Source organism: Nocardioides sp. (genome assembly GCF_964228225.1).
Classification (GTDB): Bacteria; Actinomycetota; Actinomycetes; order Propionibacteriales; family Nocardioidaceae; genus Nocardioides.
On record NZ_CAXQZB010000013.1, the window covers coordinates 42,478 to 60,584 of the forward strand.

Annotated in this window: 33 protein-coding genes and 1 tRNA gene; 4 read left to right on the top strand and 30 right to left on the bottom strand. The window is 72.7% G+C overall.

Annotated features, from left to right (window positions below; genetic code table 11):
- Nucleotides 1-395: 395 nt before the first annotated feature.
- The 26 genes from ACERUJ_RS02790 to ACERUJ_RS02915 form a co-directional block, all read right to left on the bottom strand.
- The gene (locus tag ACERUJ_RS02790; protein WP_370246916.1) at nucleotides 396-701 is read right to left on the bottom strand and encodes a hypothetical protein; all 306 of its coding nucleotides are present in this window, start codon (nucleotides 699-701) and stop codon (nucleotides 396-398) included.
- An 84-nt stretch (nucleotides 702-785) separates the two neighbouring features.
- Nucleotides 786-1,019 carry a hypothetical protein gene (locus ACERUJ_RS02795; RefSeq protein ID WP_370246917.1) on the bottom strand — a complete coding sequence of 78 codons (234 nt, stop codon included), beginning with the start codon at nucleotides 1,017-1,019 and terminating at the stop codon, nucleotides 786-788.
- Nucleotides 1,016-1,180: a hypothetical protein gene (locus ACERUJ_RS02800; RefSeq protein WP_370246918.1), complete on the bottom strand. Its 165-nt coding sequence runs from the start codon at nucleotides 1,178-1,180 to the stop codon at nucleotides 1,016-1,018. Before ACERUJ_RS02800 ends, ACERUJ_RS02795 begins: the two co-directional genes overlap by 4 nt.
- Nucleotides 1,177-2,109: a hypothetical protein gene (locus ACERUJ_RS02805; protein WP_370246919.1), complete on the bottom strand. Its 933-nt coding sequence runs from the start codon at nucleotides 2,107-2,109 to the stop codon at nucleotides 1,177-1,179. The genes ACERUJ_RS02800 and ACERUJ_RS02805 overlap by 4 nt, the downstream gene beginning before the upstream one ends.
- Complete coding sequence (locus ACERUJ_RS02810) at nucleotides 2,106-2,276, bottom strand: hypothetical protein (RefSeq protein WP_370246920.1); 171 nt, start codon at nucleotides 2,274-2,276, stop codon at nucleotides 2,106-2,108. Before ACERUJ_RS02810 ends, ACERUJ_RS02805 begins: the two co-directional genes overlap by 4 nt.
- Nucleotides 2,273-3,391 (bottom strand): hypothetical protein, encoded by a 1,119-nt coding sequence (locus ACERUJ_RS02815; protein WP_370246921.1) that lies wholly within the window; start codon nucleotides 3,389-3,391, stop codon nucleotides 2,273-2,275. The genes ACERUJ_RS02810 and ACERUJ_RS02815 overlap by 4 nt, the downstream gene beginning before the upstream one ends.
- A gap of 14 nt (nucleotides 3,392-3,405) precedes the next feature.
- Nucleotides 3,406-3,744, bottom strand: a complete 339-nt coding sequence (locus tag ACERUJ_RS02820; protein ID WP_370246922.1) for a hypothetical protein — start codon at nucleotides 3,742-3,744, stop codon at nucleotides 3,406-3,408.
- Nucleotides 3,741-4,067, bottom strand: a complete 327-nt coding sequence (locus ACERUJ_RS02825) for a hypothetical protein (RefSeq protein ID WP_370246923.1) — start codon at nucleotides 4,065-4,067, stop codon at nucleotides 3,741-3,743. Before ACERUJ_RS02825 ends, ACERUJ_RS02820 begins: the two co-directional genes overlap by 4 nt.
- Nucleotides 4,064-4,474 (bottom strand): hypothetical protein, encoded by a 411-nt coding sequence (locus ACERUJ_RS02830; protein ID WP_370246924.1) that lies wholly within the window; start codon nucleotides 4,472-4,474, stop codon nucleotides 4,064-4,066. The genes ACERUJ_RS02825 and ACERUJ_RS02830 overlap by 4 nt, the downstream gene beginning before the upstream one ends.
- On the bottom strand, nucleotides 4,471-5,463 hold the full coding sequence (locus ACERUJ_RS02835; RefSeq protein WP_370246925.1) for a hypothetical protein: 993 nt from the start codon (nucleotides 5,461-5,463) through the stop codon (nucleotides 4,471-4,473). The genes ACERUJ_RS02830 and ACERUJ_RS02835 overlap by 4 nt, the downstream gene beginning before the upstream one ends.
- The gene (locus tag ACERUJ_RS02840; protein ID WP_370246926.1) at nucleotides 5,460-5,606 is read right to left on the bottom strand and encodes a hypothetical protein; all 147 of its coding nucleotides are present in this window, start codon (nucleotides 5,604-5,606) and stop codon (nucleotides 5,460-5,462) included. Before ACERUJ_RS02840 ends, ACERUJ_RS02835 begins: the two co-directional genes overlap by 4 nt.
- Entirely contained in the window at nucleotides 5,603-5,983 is a 381-nt protein-coding gene (locus tag ACERUJ_RS02845; protein WP_370246927.1) for a hypothetical protein, read from the bottom strand. Before ACERUJ_RS02845 ends, ACERUJ_RS02840 begins: the two co-directional genes overlap by 4 nt.
- Entirely contained in the window at nucleotides 5,980-7,614 is a 1,635-nt protein-coding gene (locus ACERUJ_RS02850) for a DNA cytosine methyltransferase (RefSeq protein WP_370246928.1), read from the bottom strand. Before ACERUJ_RS02850 ends, ACERUJ_RS02845 begins: the two co-directional genes overlap by 4 nt.
- Nucleotides 7,608-7,883 (bottom strand): hypothetical protein, encoded by a 276-nt coding sequence (locus tag ACERUJ_RS02855; protein ID WP_370246929.1) that lies wholly within the window; start codon nucleotides 7,881-7,883, stop codon nucleotides 7,608-7,610. Before ACERUJ_RS02855 ends, ACERUJ_RS02850 begins: the two co-directional genes overlap by 7 nt.
- A complete protein-coding gene (locus tag ACERUJ_RS02860; RefSeq protein WP_370246930.1) occupies nucleotides 7,880-8,152 on the bottom strand; it encodes a hypothetical protein in 273 nt (90 codons plus the stop codon). Before ACERUJ_RS02860 ends, ACERUJ_RS02855 begins: the two co-directional genes overlap by 4 nt.
- Nucleotides 8,143-8,613, bottom strand: a complete 471-nt coding sequence (locus ACERUJ_RS02865) for a hypothetical protein (RefSeq protein WP_370246931.1) — start codon at nucleotides 8,611-8,613, stop codon at nucleotides 8,143-8,145. The genes ACERUJ_RS02860 and ACERUJ_RS02865 overlap by 10 nt, the downstream gene beginning before the upstream one ends.
- Nucleotides 8,610-9,392 carry a hypothetical protein gene (locus ACERUJ_RS02870; protein WP_370246932.1) on the bottom strand — a complete coding sequence of 261 codons (783 nt, stop codon included), beginning with the start codon at nucleotides 9,390-9,392 and terminating at the stop codon, nucleotides 8,610-8,612. Before ACERUJ_RS02870 ends, ACERUJ_RS02865 begins: the two co-directional genes overlap by 4 nt.
- Nucleotide 9,393: 1 nt before the next feature.
- Nucleotides 9,394-9,786: a hypothetical protein gene (locus tag ACERUJ_RS02875; RefSeq protein WP_370246933.1), complete on the bottom strand. Its 393-nt coding sequence runs from the start codon at nucleotides 9,784-9,786 to the stop codon at nucleotides 9,394-9,396.
- A complete protein-coding gene (locus ACERUJ_RS02880; RefSeq protein WP_370246934.1) occupies nucleotides 9,783-10,118 on the bottom strand; it encodes a hypothetical protein in 336 nt (111 codons plus the stop codon). Before ACERUJ_RS02880 ends, ACERUJ_RS02875 begins: the two co-directional genes overlap by 4 nt.
- On the bottom strand, nucleotides 10,112-10,423 hold the full coding sequence (locus ACERUJ_RS02885) for a hypothetical protein (protein WP_370246935.1): 312 nt from the start codon (nucleotides 10,421-10,423) through the stop codon (nucleotides 10,112-10,114). Before ACERUJ_RS02885 ends, ACERUJ_RS02880 begins: the two co-directional genes overlap by 7 nt.
- Nucleotides 10,420-10,716 carry a hypothetical protein gene (locus ACERUJ_RS02890; RefSeq protein ID WP_370246936.1) on the bottom strand — a complete coding sequence of 99 codons (297 nt, stop codon included), beginning with the start codon at nucleotides 10,714-10,716 and terminating at the stop codon, nucleotides 10,420-10,422. Before ACERUJ_RS02890 ends, ACERUJ_RS02885 begins: the two co-directional genes overlap by 4 nt.
- Nucleotides 10,717-10,918: 202 nt before the next feature.
- Nucleotides 10,919-11,758, bottom strand: coding sequence for a hypothetical protein (locus ACERUJ_RS02895; protein ID WP_370246937.1), 840 nt, complete (start codon nucleotides 11,756-11,758; stop codon nucleotides 10,919-10,921).
- A complete protein-coding gene (locus ACERUJ_RS02900) occupies nucleotides 11,755-11,955 on the bottom strand; it encodes a hypothetical protein (protein WP_370246938.1) in 201 nt (66 codons plus the stop codon). Before ACERUJ_RS02900 ends, ACERUJ_RS02895 begins: the two co-directional genes overlap by 4 nt.
- Nucleotides 11,952-12,107: a hypothetical protein gene (locus ACERUJ_RS02905; protein WP_370246939.1), complete on the bottom strand. Its 156-nt coding sequence runs from the start codon at nucleotides 12,105-12,107 to the stop codon at nucleotides 11,952-11,954. Before ACERUJ_RS02905 ends, ACERUJ_RS02900 begins: the two co-directional genes overlap by 4 nt.
- Nucleotides 12,104-12,307, bottom strand: coding sequence for a helix-turn-helix domain-containing protein (locus ACERUJ_RS02910; protein WP_370246940.1), 204 nt, complete (start codon nucleotides 12,305-12,307; stop codon nucleotides 12,104-12,106). The genes ACERUJ_RS02905 and ACERUJ_RS02910 overlap by 4 nt, the downstream gene beginning before the upstream one ends.
- On the bottom strand, nucleotides 12,304-12,564 hold the full coding sequence (locus tag ACERUJ_RS02915) for a helix-turn-helix domain-containing protein (protein ID WP_370246941.1): 261 nt from the start codon (nucleotides 12,562-12,564) through the stop codon (nucleotides 12,304-12,306). Before ACERUJ_RS02915 ends, ACERUJ_RS02910 begins: the two co-directional genes overlap by 4 nt.
- A gap of 206 nt (nucleotides 12,565-12,770) precedes the next feature.
- Here ACERUJ_RS02915 and ACERUJ_RS02920 point away from each other — a divergent pair, with 206 nt between their 5' ends.
- Both ACERUJ_RS02920 and ACERUJ_RS02925 read left to right on the top strand, forming a co-directional pair.
- The gene (locus tag ACERUJ_RS02920) at nucleotides 12,771-13,241 is read left to right on the top strand and encodes a hypothetical protein (protein ID WP_370246942.1); all 471 of its coding nucleotides are present in this window, start codon (nucleotides 12,771-12,773) and stop codon (nucleotides 13,239-13,241) included.
- Nucleotides 13,242-13,275: 34 nt separating this feature from the next.
- Entirely contained in the window at nucleotides 13,276-13,638 is a 363-nt protein-coding gene (locus tag ACERUJ_RS02925; protein ID WP_370246943.1) for a hypothetical protein, read from the top strand.
- A gap of 223 nt (nucleotides 13,639-13,861) precedes the next feature.
- Here the strand turns inward: ACERUJ_RS02925 and ACERUJ_RS02930 are convergent, their stop codons facing one another.
- The 4 genes from ACERUJ_RS02930 to ACERUJ_RS02945 all read right to left on the bottom strand — a co-directional run bounded on the left by ACERUJ_RS02930 (nucleotide 13,862) and on the right by ACERUJ_RS02945 (nucleotide 15,905).
- Nucleotides 13,862-14,143, bottom strand: a complete 282-nt coding sequence (locus ACERUJ_RS02930; RefSeq protein WP_370246944.1) for a hypothetical protein — start codon at nucleotides 14,141-14,143, stop codon at nucleotides 13,862-13,864.
- A 9-nt stretch (nucleotides 14,144-14,152) separates the two neighbouring features.
- On the bottom strand, nucleotides 14,153-15,412 hold the full coding sequence (locus ACERUJ_RS02935; RefSeq protein ID WP_370246945.1) for a tyrosine-type recombinase/integrase: 1,260 nt from the start codon (nucleotides 15,410-15,412) through the stop codon (nucleotides 14,153-14,155).
- A 153-nt stretch (nucleotides 15,413-15,565) separates the two neighbouring features.
- Nucleotides 15,566-15,638 (bottom strand) — tRNA-Thr (locus ACERUJ_RS02940).
- 78 nt (nucleotides 15,639-15,716) lie between these two features.
- Complete coding sequence (locus tag ACERUJ_RS02945; protein WP_370246946.1) at nucleotides 15,717-15,905, bottom strand: hypothetical protein; 189 nt, start codon at nucleotides 15,903-15,905, stop codon at nucleotides 15,717-15,719.
- A 142-nt stretch (nucleotides 15,906-16,047) separates the two neighbouring features.
- On the opposite strand from ACERUJ_RS02945, the gene ACERUJ_RS02950 reads away from it, so the two are divergent.
- Together ACERUJ_RS02950 and ACERUJ_RS02955 are read left to right on the top strand one after the other, a co-directional pair.
- Nucleotides 16,048-16,983: a LysR family transcriptional regulator gene (locus ACERUJ_RS02950; RefSeq protein ID WP_370246947.1), complete on the top strand. Its 936-nt coding sequence runs from the start codon at nucleotides 16,048-16,050 to the stop codon at nucleotides 16,981-16,983.
- A 70-nt stretch (nucleotides 16,984-17,053) separates the two neighbouring features.
- Complete coding sequence (locus tag ACERUJ_RS02955; RefSeq protein WP_370246948.1) at nucleotides 17,054-18,103, top strand: AAA family ATPase; 1,050 nt, start codon at nucleotides 17,054-17,056, stop codon at nucleotides 18,101-18,103.
- Nucleotides 18,104-18,107 lie beyond the last annotated feature (4 nt).

An 18,107-nucleotide genomic window follows, 5' to 3' on the forward strand; every position in this document is an offset into this window, starting at 1 on the left:
GATCCCTCCCCACCCCCTCCCGTGACTCCGGGGTGCGGCTCGGCCGGCCGGCGCACCGGGGCGCTGTAGCCGGTGTCGAGGCGGGTCTTGCGGGCGTGGCACGCGCGGCTGAGGAGCTGCAGGTTCGTGAGCCGGTGGTCGTCACCCTGGATGACGTGGTCAACGTCGCGGCCGACGCCGTCGCACGCCGGATCGTGGTGACTGGCCTCGCAACGACCTCGAGCGCGGCGCTTCACAGCTGCCACGCGCTTCGACCAGTCGGCCGGGAGACGTTCGCTTCGGTCACTGGTGGTCCAGGCCATCAGGCCACCGAACCGCAGAGAGGACAGACCTTCTCCGTCTGCCGATGAGTGTGACACAGCGAAAACCACAGGCGCAACGACACGACGGGGTGGCTATGGGTTCAGTCGCTTGTGGAGAGTGGCGCTCTCGTAGGCGCTGGTCAGGCTTCCACCCTCGGGCCACGAGCCGCCGGCGCGAAGCCACAGTGCCACCGTCGCTACCTTGGAGGCCGTCCCCTTGGGCTCGGCCTGGCCCGCATCCATGAGCGTCTCGCGGATTCGGCGGGCAATCTGCGCGTGAGAGTCGTTCGTGGCTGCGGCCTTGATGCACGCCTCTCGCAAGGCACGCGAGGCAGCCTTGACGTTCTTGGTTCGGGTCGAGGCGTAGTCGGCAAGGTCGGCGGAGTAGTCGTCGCTCATGCGGCCATTTCTCCTAATCGTGCTGAACGGCATGGGGATGACGTCACAGTAGGCGACGAGCGGGCACCCGTCTCGTGCTGGCGTTCAGTCATCGTCGCCTCGGGGATTGCGCTCGACCTCGAGGGCCACGGTCAGCATGCCGATGCGCTCGAACCAGGAGACCCCGTCGCTGTGGGCGACGCGCATGACGACGTCGCCGTCGGAGTCGATGACCTTGAGGATCACGATCGCGCCGGCGTAGAGGTCGCCGTCGTGGTGGCTGTGCGGGACCTCGAGGCTGTCGATGACGTTGCCGAGGCCGTCGGGCTCGGTGGTCATCGGTCCTCGCTGGGCGTGGTGTCGACCCACTCGCCGGGCAGGCCGTCGTCCAGCACGACGAACTCGGCGGTGTGGCCGCAGCGCGAGCAACGGTGCACTTCGCCGTTGGCGGGGTCGGCTGGTACCTCGTCGTGTCCGGCGGGCTTCGGTGGCGTCCTCATCGGTCCTCGCTGGGTGGGGTGCGGCGCTGGTCGATCAGGTCGAGCACCTCGCCGACGGCGAAGACGCGGGCGCCGCGGGTGAGGGTGACGCGGTAGGTGAGGTGGCCGCGCTGGGCCCACTTGCGGATGCGGGCGTGGATGCGGTCGCGGTGCTCGATGTGCCCACCGGTGGGCACCGTGTAGGTGGCGAGGGTGGCGATCTCGGCGGCGGTCATGGTCCAGTCGCGGACGCGGTCGTAGAGCGCGCGGCGGGTGGCGTCGGCGTCGACCAGCTCGCCGCAGGTGTCGCAGCGGCCGTGCTCGTCGCCGGGGCTGGTGAGGACGACGCCGTCGCAGGCGTGGGTGTCGGCGTTGGGGCAGGCGCAGAGGACCAGGCGGGCGACGTGGGGCATGGTCACGTGGGCGGCGCGGCCGACGGCGGCGCGGAGGACGTCTGCGGCGTCGGCGAAGTGGGGCCAGGTGGCCATCCCGTCGACGCGCCACGCGAGCCAGCCGGCCATCGCGGGCAGGTCGCCGCGGTGCGGGATGCCCGGGTAGGGGCTGGCGTTGGTGACGTCGAGCTGCACGCAGGTGACGACAAGGTGGTGCAGGGTCCGGCGGAGGTGGTCGCGGGCGTTCACAGCGTGCACGGCGATGGGGAGCGGACGCTCCTTCGCGCCGCCCGTGCCGGTGGCGCGGGTGGTGTAGTCGACGCCGCGCTGCCCGAAGCGGATGCCGTTGAGGTCGGTGACGACGTCGGGGACGCGGGCGAGCTCGTTCGCGATGGTGGTGAGGCAGTCGGGGCAGAGGTAGGCGTCGGGGGCGGGTCGGCCGCAGGCGCATGCTCCGGGCGCGGTGTGGCCGGCGGCGACGTCGGCGAACGCGTGGGCGGGGATGGCGGGGCGGATCCCGACGGGTCGGGTGGTCGGGAGTCGTCGGCGGGCGTTCACGCTGCTCCTCGGCGGGTGCGTCGGGTGACCGGGATGTCGTGGCGGGCGAGAATCCGGTAGATCACCTGGCGGCCGAGCCCGGTGGCCGCGGAGGTGTGTGCGATCGGGACTCCGCAGAGGTAGTCGATGATCACGTGCCGCTCGAGGCGGACACTGGTGCGCTTCATGGTTGGGGGTGTCCTTCCGTGGGCGGGGGTGGCTTGCGGCTTCCTCGGGATCCCCGTCTGCGTGCTGGTCGGGGTGGTGAGGCTGGTGGGTGTGGTGGCGGGTGTGGGGGTGCCTCCCGATCCGTCCCTTCCCGACCCGACCCGGTGAGTCCGGACTTTGCCGAGCTGGATTCGGAGACAGTCGGGAGACTCTGGGGAGACTCGGGCGGTGACTCGCGGGCTCCTGGGCCGTCCTGGGCCGCTGCGGGCTCTGGTGGCGGTTCGGTGGCCCAGGAGGGCGGCGGGGTCGCGCCAGGGCCGTGCTGCGCGCCTGTGGCTGCGTCTGCGCGGTCGGCTGCGGTGTCCGCCGGTTCGGCCCTGGTGTCCTCGGGTGGTCGCGCTCCTGGTCGCGCCTGGCCTGGGTGCGCGCCTTCGGCTGCGTCTCCCGGGTTGGCTGCGGTGATCTTGAAGCGGTCGATGAGGGCGTCGGGGTCGAAGTTGGGGACGGTGGGCCGCCCGTTGCGGGTGAGGAACGTGGCGGTGGTCTTGCCGTAGAACGGCTTGTCCGGGGCGGCGCGGATCGGGTGGACTAGGTCCCACTCGGGGTCGTTGCTGCGGGCGCCGTTGCAGGAGCGGCAGGCCACGACGAGGGTGTCGACGGTCGCAGCCTGCCCGAAGTGGCGGTGGTCGTACTCGGCGCGGCGGTTGGTCTTCGGGCCGGACCACTGCACGACGATCCCGCAGTAGCGGCACTGGTCGCCGTCGCGGGCGCGGACGGGGACCGTGATGTGGGTGTTCGAGGTGTCGGCACGCCGCTGCGCTTCCCACTCGAGCTCGACCTTGGTGCGGATGTGGATGAACGCGGGGTCGTTGAGGAGGACCCACGCGGGGATCCCGCTGGCCTTGATGGGAGTGAGGAGCCCGGCGCGGACGCACCATCGGGCCAGGGTGGGGGTGCGGGCGCCGCCGAGCATGTGCGCGGTCCCGCTGTCGATCACGTAGTCGGTGAGCCACGCGGCGGACTGTGTGGCGCAGCGGTAGAGCCAGCCGAACACCTCGTTCACGGCGCGGTCGTCCGCGCCGGGGTAGGCGGCGATCTGGAGGAGCTTGGGGTAGGTGGCGGCGTTGTCACCCACTCGGACCCAGGGCACTAGGACGCCACCTCGCTGTCTCCGAGGATCCGGGTGTGGTGGCGGCGCGCGGTCGCGACGTGCCGGCCGGTCGACGGGTTCGGGGCGAGGAGGACGTGGGGCGCGTCGGGGTCGATGACCAGGCGCTCGACGTCGACGAGCTCAGCGAGCACGACCGCGAGGGCCATGAGGTCGCCTTCCCGGTCGAGGCGGTGGAGGATCGCGGTCACGGCCTGCCGGTCACGGCGGCGCACGGCGCGGGTGAAGTTCCGGGCGGTGGGCAGGACCTGCCGGACCCGGTCGTCCCCGTCGACCTCGAGCAGATCTCCCGGCAAGGCTGGTGGCAGCGGCGCGGTCATGGCTTGGCCTTCCTTCGTGGGGATCCGATGCGGGCGCGGAGGGTCGCGCGGGCGAGAGTGAGCAGCCGGGCGGCGTCGGGGCCGCAGCACGGGTGGTTGTGCTCGTCGGCTAGGGCGGCGGGCATGCGGTTGCGGCACACCGGGCACATGGCTCCGAGACGGTCGGGGGTGTAGTAGCGGCCGGCGTTCGCGTCGGGGTCTGCCCAGCCGCCGACCTTCTGTCCGCCGTGGAGCGGCACGAGGGACGGGTGGTCCTCGGCGGGCGCGCCCAAGACCCCGGCCGCGGTGGTGGTCGGCTTGCTCGGCTTCCGGCGGCGGGTCACGGGTGCACCTGCTCGGGCGGGGGCCAGGGGGTGAGGTCGAGGCGCACGGCGTAGATCCCGGGGGTGCCGGTCTTCGGGCCGCGCACGAAGGACTGGTTCACGACGTGCTTGTCGTCGTCGTCGATCCAGACGCCTACGTCCACGGCGCCGTCGACCAGCGCCTTGATCACAGGCGATGCGTTGGTGGGGTCCGCTCGGGTGTTGGTGGGGTACGAGATCCGGGCGGTCACTGCGGTGGGGCCGAGCAGCGCGCCGCCCAGGCCGGCGGCGCGGGCGTGCCAGCCGCCGAGCTCGCGCAGCGCGCGGGTCCTGCGGTGACGGTCGGCCCAGTAGAGGCGGTCGTTCATCGAGAACCACAGCCGCTTCGGGATCGGAATGGGGCCGATCGTGCGGGAGGGGTCGATCACGTGAAGCACACCCCGGCCTCGCAGTCCATCCCGATGCTGGCGCCGTCGAACAGGTCGCCCTGGCCAGCGTCGGCGGCGCGCTCGACGGCGCTGCGGAGGTCAGCGTCGCGGAGCGGGATCCGGGAGTCGTGGAGGAACATCCGGCCCCCAAAGGCGACGTTGCCGCGGGCGTTGAACCCTCCGCCGTTGCGGATCGTCTCGTCGAGGTGGCAGGCGCGCTCCCACAGGTCGGGGTGGTCGCGCTTGAGGGCTGCCCATCGGGGGTTCCGGCTGTTCGGGCAGAACCAGCACGCGGACCGCGGGGGCGTGGGGTGGCCGTTCTCCCCGAACCAGCGGATCGTGTCCGAGCGACGGAACCCGAGCTCGATCAGCGGCCACCGATTGATCTGCCAGGGCGAGAACCCGGGGCAGGAGCAGCGGGTCGAGTCGCAGGCCGGTCGATGCCCCCGCGGCGGGCCGCCCTTCTCAGCCGGCGGCCGCACCCGCTTGTGGCCGCACCGGCACTCGTCGGCCGGCTTGCAGCGGGCGACCTCGTCGGTGGAGAACCCGAGCCACTGCTCGACGGTCGACCGCTTCCACGCGCCACGGCCCCCAGTGCGGCGCTTCACCTCGCGGAGGATCACGCGCCGCTTGTAGTCGTAGGAGCAGCGGTAGGCGTTGATCCGGCCCGGGGACCCGTCAGGGTTGACGACGTGGGCCGGCGGGGTCGGGTTGTTGGTGGTCGGCGCATCTGCCAACAGGGCGTGCTCGAGGTTGCCGGCAGACACGCGGACGAACGGGATCCCGACGGCGTCGAGGTGGCCCTCGACGTACTCGGCGTACTCGTAGGTCTCGGGAAGCTCACCGTGGGTGTCCGCGAAGATCACGGCGTCGACGCGTGGGAGCAGCCCGGCGGCGGACATCAGGGCAAGGGCAGCGGACTGCGTGCCGCCGCCGTAGGACAGGAACCGGTGCGTCGGGGTCGGCGCTGCGGGGCTCGGAGCGGTCACGAGCACACCTCGCAGCCGTAGCCGGTCGGGTACTCCGGGCTCTCACCGATCCCGGAGAGGTCGCGGGTGCCGGTCTGCTTGTTGAGGGCGACCTCGACCGACCCGCACGCGGTGCACATGCCGTAGACCGGCCGCTCGCTCATCTCGGGCTCCCGGTGATGAGGCGGATCATGGGGCCCGCGCCGGCGGCGGAGGTCCACACGTCGATGTCGACGACAGGGAGCAGCGCGACCGGGGCCTCTGCGTCGCCGAGGGCGATCACGAGCGGGATGTCGGCGGGCACGTCGGCGAGGCGCTCCCAGGCTTCGGTGCTGCGCAGCGTGGGCTCGAGGTTCGACCCGCCCAGCCCGTACACGGTCCGCAGCAGCTGCGCGGCACGCGCGAGCGCGTCGCCGACCTGCCCGCCGAGGAAGCGGTTGCGGTTCTCGGCGTCAGCCATCCGCTGGAGCTCGGCCACCGCGAGCGCGACGTCGTAGCCGTCGATCTCGTCGAGTTCGGTCGGGGAGTCGTAGTCGGTCATGCGAGCCACTCCGCTCCGACGTGCATCAGGTCGCGGGCGGCGGGCGGGGTGACGGCGTTCCCGGCGGCCTTCACGAGGTCGCGGTTACTGACGGGCTTCTCCCGGTCGGGGGGCTGCCAGTTGTAGTCGGCGGGGAACGCCATGCCGGCGGCGACCTCGTGGGGGCGCAGCATCCTGAACAGGCACTCGGGGACGAGCTCTTCGGCGGCTCGGACGTCGGCCGGGGTCACGCGGGGGCGGCCGGTGGGGGTGCTGGCCTGGATGAGGGACTGGTGCCCGGTGGTGGTGAGGGTGCGGAGGTACTCGTGGGCGGGGGTGGTCATCTCGGCGCCGCCGTCGTTGTTGCGGTGCACCAGCGCGTACCGGTCGACCGTGGTGAGCGTGCCGATGGGCCGGTCGGTGGGGCGGGCCTCCTCGGCGCTCCCGTAGTAGGGCGTGACCAGCGCGCTCGTGTCGCGGGTGGTGATCGTGCGCAGGTAGTCGTCGGTGGAGCGGGCGTCCTCGTTCCAGGTGCCGCCGGCCGGGGTCACGAGGCCGCGGTGCTGCACGAGCGCGGTTTCGAGGCGTGTGGTCTGCGTGCGGAACGGCTGCCCGACGGTCTGCGCGGTCTTCCCGTCGCGGGCCTCGACGGGGATCGCGAGGGCCTTGGTCTCGGCGGTGTGGAGGGTGCGGAGGTACTCCGTCACCGACCACGCGCGGTAGTAGGCGTTCGGGTCGCCGTGCTGGGGGTGCTTGGGGTCGGCGGCGTCGTACTGGTTGCCGCCGTGCTCGAAGTGGAACGGGGCACCCCAGTAGCGGGCGATCCCAGCCGCGATCCGGGCGCGGGTCTTGGGCTTGAGGCGGTCCCCGATGCGCTCCCCGGTGATGGACCAGTCGATCGCGGCCGCGGCCGGGAGCCAGCCGGGCTCGACCGTGGTGCCGCACGAGCCGTGGAGGTAGATGTACGCCTGCCGGTAGCGGCCCACGGTGCGGCCGGGCTTGAACGCCTGCTGTGCCTCGACGACCTCGTCGCAGCGCGGGCAGTAGGCGCGCGGGCGCAGGATCCGGTCGAAGTCGGGCGGGGTCTCGCCCTTGGGCCACGCGGCGATGTAGATCCGGTCACGGGACTGCGGCGCCGGGGCGCCGAACGCCTGGGCGTGCATCGAGTTCAGGGAGATCACGCGGAACGCGTAGCCGAGCGCGGCCAGCCGGGTGCGCCACTCCGACCAGGCGAGGCGGTACTTGGCCTGGGTGGCGATGTCGACGACGTTCTCGATGAACACCAGCCGGTAGCGGTGGTGCTCGATGAAGCGGAGGACGTCGAACATCAGCAGCCGGGAGCGGGTCTTGGCGTCGTCGGACAGCGGGTCCTCGAACAAGCCCTCCTCGATGTCGGGGAGCTTGGTGCCGTTGGCCTGGGACCACTTCGTGCACTCGGGTGAGGCCCACAGGACGTCGGTGCGGGGGAAGTAGGCCGGGTTCTCCTCGTGGAGGTCGGCGGTGGAGTGGTCGGTGTCGGGGTGGTTCGCGTTGTGGATCTGGCACGCGATGTCCCAGTGGTTCGCGGCGATGCGAACCTCGACCCCGGGGACGCTGACCATCCCGGTCGAGGAGCCGCCCGCGCCGGCGAACAGGTCGGTGACGGTCAGCATCGGGTCTCCTGGGTCTGGTCGGCTGGGGTCCATCGGGTGGTGTAGGTGACGACGGTCCGCTTGACGACGGAGGTCGAGAACGGGCCATCCGGCCCCCAGTGGGTCTGCTCGGCGCGGTAGCGGGCGTTCTGCTCAGACGCGGCCGGTTCGATCTGCCCGGCGGGACTGGCGTAGGAGTCTTGAGGCCAGCGGTTGCCCCACTCGACGCGCTCGCTGCGGACGCCGTCCTCGCCGAACAGCCCGACGTCGTCGCTGGACGCGGTGCTCACGTCGCCTCCTGGTGGGCTGGCTGGTCGGCGCACTCCCACTCGCCCCCGGGGCGGCGGCGCAGCACGCGGACGGGCGGGAGGTGGGGGCTGCGGGTGTTGACCCAGCGGGCGGCGTCGCGGGCCTGCCGCTCGGTCGCGTAGATCGGGAACGAGGCGTACAGCCGACCGGGGACGCGGACGTCGCCGCGGGACGGGGCGCCCTCGAGGGCCCACCACGTGCGGCCCGAGCGGTCCTGGGCGTGGTCGTGGGTGTCGGGTTTCAGCTCCATGCGAGCGCCTCCCGGAGGTAGGCGCCGAGGAACGTCTCCGGGCGGTGGGCGCCACGGGTCACGCGGCTGGGCTGCTCCCCCGGAGGTCGGGTGAGCTTCGCGACGGCGCGCTCGTAGACGTCGGGGTCGAGGCGCGCGGGGCGGGTGCAGATCCCGTTCATCACGGCCGCCCGCAGTGCTCGCAGCGCGGCTGACGGGCCACGTCGACCATGCACTGGAGGAAGTCGATGGCCTCGATGCTGCTCACGAAGTCGACGAGGGCGGCGGGCCAAGCTGACGCGCGAGCCGTCCACGCGCTCGATCTGGTAAGTCGGGTTCTCGGAGTAGGCGATCACCCGACCGAGGCCGGCGTCGGTGACGCCACCGGCGTAGTTCATCCTCACGATGAGCCGCTCGCCGACGAGGAGTCGCGGGTCGGGGCGCGGGGACGTGTTCTGGTCGGTCGTGGTCTCGTCGGTCATGCGGTGCTCCTGGTGGCGTTGAGCTCGTCGCGCTCCCACGGGGTGAGGTAGAGGCCCTTGCGGTGGCGGGAGGCGAGGTGGTCGATGCGGTCGGCGTTGCGGCGGTCGGCGTCGACCTGGCGGGCGTTCGCGGTCGCGGCGTCGCGGTCGGCGAGGACCTGGGCGCGGGTGTCGGGGTCGAGTTCGCGGATGCGGAGTCGGCTGCGGCGCTTGTCGAGGACGTCGTGGGCGTCCCACAGGTCGGCGAGGTGGGGCAGCTTGTTGAGGCGGCCGCGGGGGGCGTAGGGCTTGGGGCCGTGGACGGTGAGGAGGGTGGTGCCGATCTGGTGGCACTCGTCGGTGGTGCGGGCCCACCGTGCGGCGTGCCCGAGGACCTCGGCAGGCAGGTGGCCGTACACGGCGGACGGGGTGTTCTGCGGGTTGGCGTAGGTGCCGCGGATGTGGGCGTGCACCGGCTCCCCGGTCAGGGCGTGGGTCGCGGCGGGCAGGGCGGCGACGCAGCGGGCGCACAGGCTGCGGGTCACGACCCGAAACCGGGCGCGGTCGTCGTCGTACTCGACCCACTCGAGCGGGAGCGCGTGGAGGTGGCGCAGCCCGGCGCGGCGGCGGCCGCACAGCGGGCGCACGGTCCGGTCGGCGCGCCCGTCGGGGCGGAACGGGCCGGCGTGGAGGTGCGCGTGCCCGGTCGGGGCGGGGCGGGCCACGACCTGGGTGGGGCCGGTGGTGAGGGCGGCGGCGAGACGCAGCCCGGGCGCGATGGTCTGGCAGGAGGCGCACACGTCAGGCGCTCCGGAGTTCGCGGGTGCGGAGCGCGGGCGCGAGGTCGGGGCGGCGCTCGATGAGCGCGCGGGCGGCGCGGGAGGTGTAGTTGTTGTTCGCCTTGAACGTGTCGCCGGTGGTGGCGCCGTACTCCCAGCGCAGCCGCTCCCACAGCTGCTTCATGCCGAGGCGGTCGTGCCCGGCGTCGAGCCACCGGCCAGCGAGACGCTCGAGCGCGGGCAGGACCCACGGGTTGGCCTCGGACCAGGCGTCGAACCGCTCCTGGATGGTGAGCGGGACGGTGCGGGGCTCCTCCCCCGCCGGGCCCGGCGCGGTCCGGGTGGTGGGCCCGTCGACGAGCGGGCTGATCCCGAGGTCGAACAGCACGCCCTGGTCGAGGCTGTCGGCGCTCACGGGGTGGCCTGCCTGACAGTGATGGCGTCGCGCTCCTCGATCCACTCCGCGAGGCGGGCCGCGGTGGTCTCGACGAGGTTCGGGAGGTCCGCGGGCTCGACGTCGGGGTGCATGAAGCGGATGAACTGGCCGACCTCGATCGCGTCGGCGGGGTTGATCCAGGCGACCGGGGTCGCGGTCTCGTGGATCACCTCGGACAGGCCCGCGAGGAGGACCTGGGACCCGGAGCGGATCGCGGTCAGGCCGTAGTCGTTGCCGATGAGGAACGCGCGGCGGCGGTGGCTGGCCTGCTCCGCGGCAGGGAGCTGGTGGAAGTCGTCGGTGGTCAGCACGGGATCTCACCGACCCGTGGGTCGTAGCCGTCGAGGGCGACGACGTCGCCGACGGGCGCGGGCCCCGCGGCGGGCTGGGTGGCGTAGCGGGCGGGCCAGTCGGCCACGCCGAGGTCGGCCATCTTCTGCCAGTCGCCGCTGTCGGGGCCGGCGAACCGCCAGTGCAGGGTGCGGGTCGGGGGGACGCACTCGTTGTCGACGACCAGGAGGTACTCGACGGGCACGGCGAGGTCGGTCCCGATGAAGGTCTGGATCCCGGGTCCGAGGTCGGGGGTGGTCTCGGGCCGGTTGGTCGTGGCGGTCACGCGGCACCTCCGCGGGTGGGGGTGGTGGGCAGGGTGCGGCCGGCGCGCTGGTACTGGTCGGCGAGCCAGGCGTGGGTGGGGGCGGCGGGGTCGGTGGCCGCGGCCATGCGGAGCTGGGTGACGGTGTCGGCGGCCTTGCGCTGCTCGGCGCGGAGCAGGCCGAGCTCGGCCTGGGCGGCGCGGCGCTTGATGTCGGCGAGGTCGGCGCGGCGCTGGGCGTCGCGGCGCAGCGCGCGGCCGTGCCACAGCAGCGCGAGCAGCGCCAGGAGCACGAGGGCGTGGATGGGGTCCATGGGGTGGTGGTCCCTTCGGGTCGGACGGGGTCGGGTGGGTATGCGGCAGCCCGCCCCACCGCGGGGTGGGCGCTGCGCGAGACACGGATCAGGTCGTTGGGCGGGGTGCTGGGGGGTCAGCGGGTGGGGACGGCTGGGGCCGGCGGGCTCGGTGGCTGCGGGTTCCCCCTCTCGCAGCCCACGCCGGACCCCAGCAGCCGGTCTAGGGGCCGTCCTCGTCGGTGACGGCCGGCGCGGGGGCGGTGTCGTCGCGGATCGGCATGACCGCGCCGCCGATCACGGGGCGGTCGCTGTCGAACTCGACGCGGATGTGTCGGTCGGTGGGGAGCAGGGTCACGGCAGACTCACCGAGCGCGGCCGCGGCCTGGTGCAGGGCGTACATGCGGCGGGCGGCGTAGGTCTGGACCTGCTGGGCGGCCTCGGGGTCGGCGTTGTCGTCGCGGGCGCTGGTCGGCTCGAACAGGTCCCAGCGGCGCCAGTCCGGCCACCCGGTGGTGATCGCGTCCGGGATGGTCGGGAGCAGCACGCGCTCGGAGTCGGGGATGGTGAGCGCGACGGCGTCACCGGTCCAGGCGTCCATCCCGTCGAGCGTCGCGTCGGTCAGGGCCGGGTCGGAGGGGATCGCGGCGTCGAGGTCCAGGTCGACGACGACCAGGCCCGGGGTGTGGCGGCGATCCTTGTCGAAGGTCCGCAGCAGCTTGACGGCGTAGGCAAGCAGGCCAGCGGCGCGGAGGTCCTCGTCGCGGACCACGACCACACGTTCGGGCTCGACCTCACGGACCGGGGGCGGCATGTCCTCGGGCACGTAGGTCTCGGCCGCGGGCGAGCCCGGTTCCGGGGTGGCGCCGCCGGTCGCGGTCCACTCGAGCGCGGGCACCCAGGCGCTGAGGATGCTGTGGGTGTCGCACGCGGTCAGCACGACCCCGGAGGCGTGCACCTCGATCTGCACGGCGCGGTACAGCTCGACGTAGTCCTCCGACGTCGCAGCTGCTGGCCAGACGGCGCGCCACGCGCGGGCCAGGGTCGGTCCGTCGAACCTCATCGCGCACCCCCACCGTCGTTCGGCCGCGGCCCGGGGCGGTTGCCCGGGCGGGGGCCGAACACGCGGCGGTCGAGGTCGCGCTGCCACGCGGCGTACACCGCGGTGGCCGCGAGGACCGCGCCGGCGAGGGCGCCGATCATCACGAGCGCGAACGCCTGGTCGAACGGGACCCCGGCGACGGTCACGAGCGCGGTCACCGGAGGTCCCCGAACGTGCGCTCGACCAGGGCGTGCTGCCAGTCGAACAGGCCGATCCCGAGGGTGTCCTCGATGAACTCGATCAGGGACGCCGGGGTGACCTCGGACGCGGCCGTCGGTCGCGGCTGCTCGGCTGCGGACGGCTTGGTCACGAGTCCTCCAGGCTGTCGACCCACGCGTCGAGCGACTCGACGGAGTAGAGGTCCTTGCCGCCGCGGGCCGCGGTGCGCTTGGCCGTGATCTTCCCGGCCCGCTTGAGGCGCAGGATCGTGTCCGGGCTGAGGCCGACGTACTGCGCGGCCTCGATGCGGTTCAGCCACTTCCGGGCGGGGAGCGCGGGCGCCTTGCTCATGCCGCGTTCTTCCCGGTCGTTCCAGGGATCTTGATGGCGATCTGCTCGACGTCGAGGAGGGACGCGGCGCGGGCCAGGAGGTGGTCGGGCAGCGGCTTGCGGCCGGCCTCGATGTTCGACAGATAGGCGTAGGAGATGCCGATCTCGGTGGCGAAGTCACCGAGCTTCCATCCGCGAGTGGACCGGATGGTTCGCAGGGTGGCCCCGACGCGCTGCCTCTCGGCCTGCTCGGCCGGGGTGACGTTCTTCGGAGTCATGCCGAGAACAATAAGGAACAACAGGGAACTACGCAAGAGAGGGAACGGAAATAGTGGGAACAGGTGCCATCTTCGCAGGTCAGTACATCTCACATCTGTGTAACTACTCCCCTGTATTCCCGCCAAAGTTCCACGCTGTACGGGATCGGGTCCGTTGATGTTCCCTGAGATTTCCGAAACGCTCCGAGGCATGGAGAACACCCCGCATGGCCCAGAACGCCTACCAGCGCAAGGCGAGCGATCGCGTCGCGCAGTGGCTCGCCGCCCGTCAGGTCAACAGCTCGTGGCTGGCCGGGAACGCCAAGATCGACCCGGGCACCGTTGCCGACTTCCTCGCCGGCACCCGGTGGCCCAAGCTCTCCACGCAGGGGAAGATCGAGTCCGCGCTTGGCTGGCCGGCCGGAAGCATCCGCCAGATCAGCATGGGCGCCGACCCCGACGACGTCCTGCCGACCGACTCTGTCGGAGGTGACCAGCAGACTCCCGGCTACGTGGCCGCGCCGGGCACGAGGGTCGAGGGTGGTGTGACGAATGAGGACTTGCTGCGGGAAATTCTCCGCGGCCGGGCTGAGTACGACCAGCTCCGCGCCGAGGTCCGCGACGACCGCCAGGACCTGCGAAGCGAGATCCGGGCTCTGTCGGAACGGGTGGCGCGACTCGAGCAGCAGCGTCCCTGACCCCTGGGTCGCCCTCGCCGCTCGTCCCGACCTCATGCTCGTCCGGCACCGCATCTCCGAGCCGGGCCGCTACTACGACGAGATCCGCACCATCGTGGTGCGGTCGGGCCTGCTCCTGGCCGAGGAGCGCCGGGTGCTGTGGCACGAGCTGGTGCACGCCGAGCGGCGCGACCGCGTCGGGCACACCGATGCCCGTGTCGAGGGGCTGGTGGACCGTCAGGCCGCCGAGCTCGCGATGCCTTGGGAGTCCCTGAGGTGGGCGTGGCACGAGTCGACCGACCTCACCGAGATGGCCGGGCTGCTCAAGCTCCCCGAGGAGTGGGTCTGGACACGCCTGCGTCGGCTCCCGGCCGAGCAGCGCGCCGACCTCCGCATCAGGCTCGACCACACCGCCTGATCGGCGCCTGGCGCTACACCAGCGCGAACATCACCAGGACGGTGAAGAACACCGCCAGGATCACAGTCAGCGTGAGCAGCACCCAGGTCGGCAGGGACTGGCCCGGCATCTTCTCGCCCATCCACGGAGTCTCCCCGGGGGCCGACCACCCGGGCAAGGGGCGGCCCGGCAGGGCGCGACCCTCTCCCCAGAGGTCCACGGCCCCACCGGGCCTCCAGCCACCCTAGGACAGCCGCGCGCGGACGGCCGCGGCCTCAGCGTCACGGACGTCCGTGTCGGCGCCGGCCGCGTCGAGGAGATCCGCCTTGTCCTTCGCCGACCAGTAGCGCACCGGGTTGGCCTGCCACGCGCCGAGCTCGCCGCCGGCCGCGATGCCCAGGACACGCGGGTCGGTGGTGATCTTGCGCAACTCGGCGACCGCGACGTCGCACGGGGCCTTGGCGTGCACGGCCCGGCCCGCGACGCCGCACAGCGCCGCGATCAGGAGGTTCTCGGCAGTCGCCATGGGCCGAGGCTACTCAGCAGGGCGGAGCGCGAGACGTTGCGCGACGGCCTCGACAGCGGCGGCGAGGGGGGCAGTGTTGACGTGCAGATAGGCGTTCGTCGACAGCATCGTGGAGTGTCCGACGATGGCCTTGATGACGGCGGGGGCCACGCCGGCCTCCATCAGCAGGGTTGCGGTGGTGTGGCGGGCCTCGTGGATCGTGAACCGCCGGCCCGCCGGGTGCGTCACCCCCGCGGCCTCCTGGAGCGCGTACCAGGCAGCGTCGTCCTTGCGCGGGTCGCGGGGCCCGCCATCGGGGGACGGCCAGACCAGCCCGTGGGGGGAGGTCGGGGCGACCTCGGCCCACGCGGCCAGCGCGGCTGCCATCGGCTCGACGATCGGGATGATCCGGATCCCGGCTCGGGTCTTCGGGCGCACGAGGTGCCACCGACCGCTCAGCTGCCGGGCTTCGTAGCCGTCGGGCACCCGGAAGCCTGACGAGCGGTCCCGCTTCACGCGGTACGGGATGGGCTGCAGCTGCCACGTCACGGACAGGATGCGCCGCTCCAGGTCGACGGCGTCCCACGTGAGCCCTAGGCACTCGGCCTGGCGCATCCCCTGGAGCAGAGCTGCGGCCCAGCGTGAGCCGTCGGCGCCGCCGGCGGCGACCTCGAGCATGGCGATGGCGTCGGCGGCCGGGATGTCGACGCGGTCGGACACGCTCGCGGCCGGCGCGGTGACCTCGACGACGCGCGCCGGCACGGGGTAGCCGTCGGCGCGGGCGGCCTTGAGCATCGACACGAGCACGGAGTGAGCTCGGCGCTGGGTGGAGGTGGTGAGCCCGGCACGGCGCTGAGCGTCGGAGACGGATCGGACATCGCCAGGTGTGAGCTCGCTCAGCCGCCGGTGGCCGATGGTGGGGATGATCCAGCGGTTCACGGCGGACCTGGCCGAGACGAAGGGCTGCGGGCGGAGGCGGCGCTCGGCGATGTCGAGCCACTGCGCAGCCCAGATCTTCACCGTGGTGCGGTCGCTGGCGGTCGCGCCGTCGGCCAGGTCGGCGGCGAGCTTGCGGAGCTTGACCTTGACCTGGGCCTCGGTCGGGGCGGACACGGTGCGGCGGCGGACCGCGCCGCTGGCGGTGAAGCCGGTGACGAGGGCGCCGACCCAGGGCGCGGTGCACTTGTGGGGCGGCCTGGTCCCGTCTACGGCAGGTGGGCAGCCGCGACGGGTATCGCAGCGGCGGTAGATGGATCCGGTGCCGTAGTCCCGGCGGTTCGTGGTGCTCATGGGGGCCTCCTCTACGCGGCAAACTACGCAGCATTTCGCTGCGCGCCAGTTGCCCGTCAGTTGCCCTCAGTTGCCGTTTTCTCGTCTCACCCCAAACGCAGAACACCCGGCCTGACCTGCGCGTTTCGCGTGGTCAGACCGGGTGTTCGGGTGAGCCGCCTGTCGGAATCGAACCGACGACCTAATCATTACGAGTGATTCGCTCTACCGACTGAGCTAAGGCGGCGCGGCGCGCGCGGCGCCGAAGGCGGACGATACCGGACGGCGGGGGGCCGGTGGAAACCCGGACCCCCGCCGGAGCGCGTCAGGCGGCGGACTCGGCCAGGACCCGGGTGGCGGGGGCGGCGGTGCGGCCGGTGACCTGGGTCTGCTCGGCGCCGCACCAGCAGGTGAAGGTCAGCTCGATGCCGGCCGCGGTGTTGGCGAGCGCGTGGATCTGGCTGGGGAAGATGAGCATGCGGCGCTGGCAGGCGGTGCAGTGGTGGGCGAACATCGACGACCTCCTCGGATCGAGCGGGGCGGCCCCGGTCGGGCTGCCGTCCCCTCCATTCTGGATCGGCTCAAGCCACAGGGGTAGCCTCTCTTTCCAGCACGAACTCAAGGTTCAGCCTTGAGTTCAGAGAGACGGGGGTCACATGCTGTCGCTGCACCAGCTCACCTGCTTCCTCGCCACCTACGAGCACGGCTCCCTCACCCGCGCCGCCGAGGAGCTGGGGTACGCCCAGCCGAGCGTCTCGGAGCAGATCCGCGCCCTGGAGAAGAGCCTGGACGTGCAGCTGTTCCGGCGCGTGGGCCGCGGCGTCGTGCCGACCACGGTGGCCGACACCCTGCGCCCCTACGCCGAACGCGTGCTCGCCTCGGTCACCGAGGCCCAGGACGCCGTGCGGCGGGTGCGGTCCTTCGAGACCGGCACGATCCGCTTCGGCATGTTCGGCGTCGCGCGGCTCTACGCCGGCGCCGGCCTGATCGCCGACGTGCTGGCCCGCTATCCCGGGGTGCGGGTCGAGCTCGTGGGCCAGAACTCCACCGAGGTCGCCGAGGACCTGCGCCGCGGCCGGCTGGAGGCGGCCATGCTCGCCGTCTCCGGCGTCGCCAGCGAGGGCATCGACATCACCCCGGTGGCCCGGGAGGAGCTGGTCTACGTCAGCGCCGACCCCGAGCGCGTGCGCACCCCCGTCAACGCCGCCCGCCTGGCGAAGGCCGACCTCGTGATGCCCGAGACCACCTGGCGCGCTGACGACTCCACCCGCATCCTGCTGCGCCAGATGCTGCACGAGATCGGCGCCAACCCGCAGACCCGCATCGAGGTCGAGGACGTCGAGACCGCCGTCGAGCTCGTCGGCCTCGGCCTGGCCGACACCGTGATCCCCCGGGGCGCGGCCGAGCAGCTGATCCCCCGCCTGGCCCCCGGCGCCGGCTGGGTGTCGCTGCGCCCCGCGCAGTACGACACCTTCGGCATCGTGCACCGCACCGGCGCCGTGCTCTCCCCCGCCGCCCGGCTGATGATCGAGCTCGCCACCGCCCGGATCCAGCAGATCGCCGAACCCCTCCCGGCCCGCCGTCGCCGCTGAGGTCGCCGTCTCCCGTACCCCACGACGCCGTCCTCAGCAGATCTTGGGACTCGTCTGGTCAACTAGGTCCATGTCGCAGGAACAGGAGGCCGCGATCGCGGAGGCGGCCGCGCTGCTCGAGCGTGCCCTGATCGAGGTCAAGAAGGTCGTCGTCGGCCAGGACGCGATGGTCGAGCGGATGCTCATCGGCCTGCTCGCGCGGGGCCACCTGCTGCTCGAGGGCGTGCCCGGCGTGGCCAAGACCCTGGCGGTGCGTACCCTCGCCGAGGTCGTGGGCGGAACGTTCTCCCGGCTGCAGTTCACCCCCGACCTCATGCCCGGCGACATCACCGGCACCCGCGTGTGGCGGGCCAGCACCGAGAGCTTCGACGTCGAGCGCGGCCCGATCTTCGCCCACCTCGTGCTCGCCGACGAGATCAACCGCGCGCCCGCCAAGGTGCAGTCCGCGCTGCTGGAGGCGATGGCCGAGCGGCAGATCTCCCTCGGCGGGGTCAGCCACCCGCTGCCGGACCCGTTCCTGGTGCTCGCCACCCAGAACCCGGTGGAGTCCGAGGGCGTCTACCGGCTGCCGGAGGCCCAGCGCGACCGCTTCCTGCTCAAGGTCGACGTGCCCTACCCCACCGGGCAGGAGGAGTTCACGATCCTGGCCCGCATGGGTGCGGCGGCCCCGCACGCCGAACAGGTCCTGAGCCTCGACGACGTCGTGCGTCTGCAGCGGCTCGCCGAGGGCCTCTACGTGCACCACGCCGTGGCCTCCTACCTGGTGAACCTCACCATGGCCACCCGCACGCCGGACCGTTACGGCCTGGGCCACCTCGCCGGGGTCATCGAGCTCGGCGTCAGCCCCCGCGCCAGCCTCGGCATGCAGGCCGCCGCCCGCGCCCTCGCGCTGCTGCGGGGCCGCTCCTACGTGCTGCCCGGCGACGTCGCCGAGGTGGCCCCCGACGTCATGAGCCACCGGCTGCTGCTCAGCTTCGACGCCGTGGCCGACGGCGTGGACCCCCGCGACGTCGTGCGCCAGGTGATCGCCGCCGTTCCGCAGCCCGCGGTGGCCAGCCGCGAGGCCTCGGGCGCGGGCGGAGCCGGCGCCCCGGCGGCCGCCCCGGCGCCGAAGGTCTGACCCG